The organism is Streptomyces sp. NPDC059455 (assembly GCF_042750115.1).
GTDB lineage: Bacteria > Actinomycetota > Actinomycetes > Streptomycetales > Streptomycetaceae > Streptomyces > Streptomyces endocoffeicus.
Map to the genome: position 1 here is coordinate 1 of NZ_JBHYVB010000054.1, position 3,518 is coordinate 3,518.

Consider the following 3,518-nt stretch of genomic DNA (forward strand, 5'->3'; position numbering starts at 1 on the left):
GCACCGGCTCAGCCGGTGCCGGGCTCCGGTCCGTACAGCCGTATGGCGAAGCTGATCCGCAGCCCGAGCCGCAGCTGGTCGCCGTCGCGGACGGGGGTGCGCACACCCGCCGCGATCCGGGCGCCGTTGAGATACGTGCCGTTGCGGCTGCCCGCCTCGGGCTCCTCGACCCAGGCGGTGCCGTCCGGCTCCACCGTGATCGAGGCATGGTGGCGGGAGACCTTGTTCCAGCCCGCGAACGCGGCGGCGGTCCGCGGCGCCCAGTCCGGGTGGCGGCCCAGGCGCAGCGGTGGGCCGGGGCCGTGGCGGAGCTCCAGACAGGGCTCGGTGCAGACCAGCAGCGCATGGGTGCGCCCACGGCCGCAGGACGCGCAGCGGGTGTCCCGGGGGGCCACCGGCGCACGGCAGTTCCAGCAGGGCGCGGACACCTCGACCCCGGCCGGGGGCGGCGCGGGCTGGGGTTCGGGCTGGGGTACGGGCTGGCGTTCGGGCCGGGGCCGCGCCTCGGGGGCCTCCGCGTCCGCCTTCCCCGCCGCGTCCGGTCCGGCCGGTCCGGCCCGTCCCGCCGGTTCGGCCGTTTCCGCCGGACCCGCCGGTGCTTCCTCCTCCTCGTCGTCCGGCTCGCGCCACCACCCCGCCGGAGCGGCCCCATCGCTCATCGGCCGCCACCGGGGCCGGGAGCCGCGGCCCCGGTGCGTACCACCCGCAGGTCCAGCGCCACCGTTCCGTCCGCGGCGGGCCGCACACCGGTGACGGTGACGGCCGTGCCCGCCAGCTGCTCCTGGTCGAACAGCGCCCGCGCCAGCGGGTTGATCAGATGCGTCTCCAGCAGCATGCCGATGCCCCGGCCGCCGTTGTCGACATCCGCCGTGCAGTAGGTGGACAGCGCCTGATGCGCCTCGTCGGAGAGGCGCAGATGCACCCCCTGATCCTCGCGCAGCACCCGCTGGATGTTGCCCACCTGGGAGTCGAAGATCTCTGCGGCCACTTTGGCATCGATGTAGTCGAAGACCACCACATTGCCGCCGAACCGGTTCATCAGCTCCGGACGGCCGATCCCCTCCACGAAGTGTTCCTTCACATTGGCCAGGATGATCTCCTCCAGCTGGTGGTACGGCATACCGGGCTCGGCCACCCGCCCTTCGCGCCCGCCCTCGCCGGTCCGTTTCCTGACCCCGAGGTTGGAGGTGAAGATCAGCACGCATTCGCTGAAGTACGTGGTGACCCCCTGCCCGTCGGTGAGCCGGCCGTCCTCGAGTACCTGGAGGAACTTGTCCAGCACCCCCTTGTCGGCCTTGTCGATCTCGTCGAACAGCACCACCCGGAAGGGGTCGTTGCGCACCGCCGTGGTCAGTTCGCCACCCGCCTCGTAGCCCACGTATCCCGGCGGTGCGCCGAGCAGCCGGTCCACCGAGTGCGGTGCGGAGAACTCGCTCATGTCGAAGCGCAGACACGCGTCCTCGGTGCCGAACAGCAGCTTGGCCACCGACTTGGCCAGCTCGGTCTTGCCGGTGCCGGTCGGCCCGGCGAAGAACAGCACACCGCGCGGCCGGCTGCCGGGGTGGGACGCCTGGGCGCCGGACAGGCCGAGCGCGGCGCGCTTGAGGATGTCGAGGGTCTTGCCGACCGCCTTCTCCTGGCCCTTCACCCGCGCCCGCAGATCCGCCTCGCCCTTCTTGATCTGCGCACGGATGTAGTCCGCCCGCCACGGATTGTCCTTGACGCCGAGCTGGTAGACCCGGACCGCGTCCCGCATCTCGGCGAACGACAGCCCGCGGTCGAGGGCCATCCGGGCGCTCTCCCGCATCGCGCGCAGGGTCAGCCCGGCGGTGGCGCGGGCAAAGGTGTCGAGGTCGTGCTCGTCCGGCCGCCGTTCCTTGCCGAGCCGCACCCGCCCGTCGTCCCCGTTGTTCTCGGGCGCGGACGCGGCGGTGTGCTCCTCGGCCAGCAGCTCGGCCATGCGCCGTCGGTTGCCCAGGTCGGGCAGTGGGATGCCGATGGTACGGACCCGTTCGCTGCCCGCCACCAACCAGGTGGGCAGGTCGCGCTCCCCGTCGGCGAGCCAGATCACGGGGTTGAACAGCCGCCGTCCGCTGCCCGGGGAGGAGATCGGCCGCGCGTCCTCGGCCAGCTTCAGGCAGTTGAGGAAGAAGTCCCGCTCCGCATCGCTGAGCCGCGTGACATCGGTGGGGATCCGCGCCGCGTAGTCGATCAACAGCACCACCCGGTAGGGCTGTTGGCGCTGTGCGGTGTCCGGGCGGGGGCGTCCGTCCGGGCGTGGCCGTCCGTCCGGTGTCTTCGGCTGCCGCCCCTGCCGCTTCCAGCCGGTGACGATGTCGCCCAGGGTCCGCTCCGCGTCGGCCAGATGGACGGGGGTGTCGGCGCGGCGGGCCCGCCCGGGTCTGGTGGCGTCCCGCCCGTGCAGCAGCTCGCGGACCTCCTTGTCCGCCGGGCCGGCGACGACGGTGAAGCCGTCGGCGATGTCGAAGCGGATCAGCGCCTCGTACCCCTCCTGCCACAGGGCGTTCCACAACACCTCGGTGAGGGTGTGGTGGGCGTCGTACGACCGCTCAGGGCCGCCCTCGTCGGGATCCTTGTCGTGGCGGACGAGGTGGATGTCCCGGATGCTGCCGTGCAGGACGTACTGGGAGTGGACGCTGAGCGTGCCGACCAGCTCCTCGGCGAAGGCCGGGAGGCTGCGGTCCGCACGGCCCGGGGAGTTGGCTGCCTCGGTCATGACTGCGTCTCCTGGTCATGGTGGCGGACCTTGGGTCCGGTGCGTTGGTGGTGGGCGGGGCGGGCCGCCGTGCGCGGGACCGGCCGCGCGGGTGACTCGTCGAACTCGAACGGCACGCTGAGCCCGGCCCGTTCGGCCAGCTTCCGCAGCTCGCACAGGTGGTCGCGGGCCTCGACGCACCGCTGCCAGTCGAGGTCCAGGTCGTCGTCGGTCTCCTCGGCCGGGTCGCGCTCGCGATGCATGGTGGAGACCCGGGCGGTGCCCTCGGCGTCCACACTGATGCGCAGCCAGTGCTCGTCCCCCCAGCCCGGCGGGGCCCAGTCGATGAACTGCACCGATCCGGAGGTGGAGTATCCGGCCGTCTCGGGCTCCGACCGCTGGACCGCCGCGCGGATCACCTCCGCGGCGTACATCCGCTGGTACGCGTCGACCCGCTCTCCTACCCGGGCCGCGACGCGGGCGCGCTCGGCCTCCTCCAGCGTCCCGCCCTGGTGCAGAAAGCGCTCGAGGACGGCGATCTCCGCCCCGGCGTCGGGCAGCGGAACGGGGGCGTCGGGGTGGTCGGAGCGGAGGAAGGCGAGCTGCTGGGCGGCCCACTCCTCGGACTGCTGCCGCCGCGCGGCGCCGCGCGTGACCCGCTCGGCGAACCGAGCGGCCTCCCTCAGATGGCGCTTGGCCGCCGCGGGCCGCGGGGGGGCCCCCCCCCCGGGCGCGGGTTACAAGTACCCCACCACCCCGTGAGAGGCGCCCCCCCCAATTTTGGGGGGCCTTGGCGCCACGG

The 3,518-nt window shown here is 73.3% G+C and carries 3 protein-coding genes; all 3 read right to left on the reverse strand.

Features of this window, described 5'->3' with window-relative positions; all coding sequences use genetic code 11:
- Window positions 1–8: 8 nt before the first annotated feature.
- The 3 genes from ACFXB5_RS20670 to ACFXB5_RS20680 are packed head-to-tail and all read right to left on the reverse strand — an operon-like array spanning window position 9 to window position 3,150.
- On the reverse strand, window positions 9–659 hold the full coding sequence (locus ACFXB5_RS20670; RefSeq protein ID WP_385209834.1) for an FHA domain-containing protein: 651 nt from the start codon (window positions 657–659) through the stop codon (window positions 9–11).
- Window positions 656–2,737 (reverse strand): AAA family ATPase, encoded by a 2,082-nt coding sequence (locus ACFXB5_RS20675; protein ID WP_385209837.1) that lies wholly within the window; start codon window positions 2,735–2,737, stop codon window positions 656–658. The genes ACFXB5_RS20670 and ACFXB5_RS20675 overlap by 4 nt, the downstream gene beginning before the upstream one ends.
- Window positions 2,734–3,150, reverse strand: coding sequence for a hypothetical protein (locus ACFXB5_RS20680; RefSeq protein ID WP_385209838.1), 417 nt, complete (start codon window positions 3,148–3,150; stop codon window positions 2,734–2,736). Before ACFXB5_RS20680 ends, ACFXB5_RS20675 begins: the two co-directional genes overlap by 4 nt.
- Window positions 3,151–3,518 lie beyond the last annotated feature (368 nt).

What these genes read in the sequence shown, in the direction of transcription:
- ACFXB5_RS20670 (WP_385209834.1), bottom strand. Translation starts at nt 659, where the DNA reads ATGAGCGATGGGGCCGCTCCGGCGGGGTGGTGGCGCGAGCCGGACGAC.
- ACFXB5_RS20675 (WP_385209837.1), bottom strand. Translation starts at nt 2,737, where the DNA reads ATGACCGAGGCAGCCAACTCCCCGGGCCGTGCGGACCGCAGCCTCCCG.
- ACFXB5_RS20680 (WP_385209838.1), bottom strand. Translation starts at nt 3,150, where the DNA reads ATGTACGCCGCGGAGGTGATCCGCGCGGCGGTCCAGCGGTCGGAGCCC.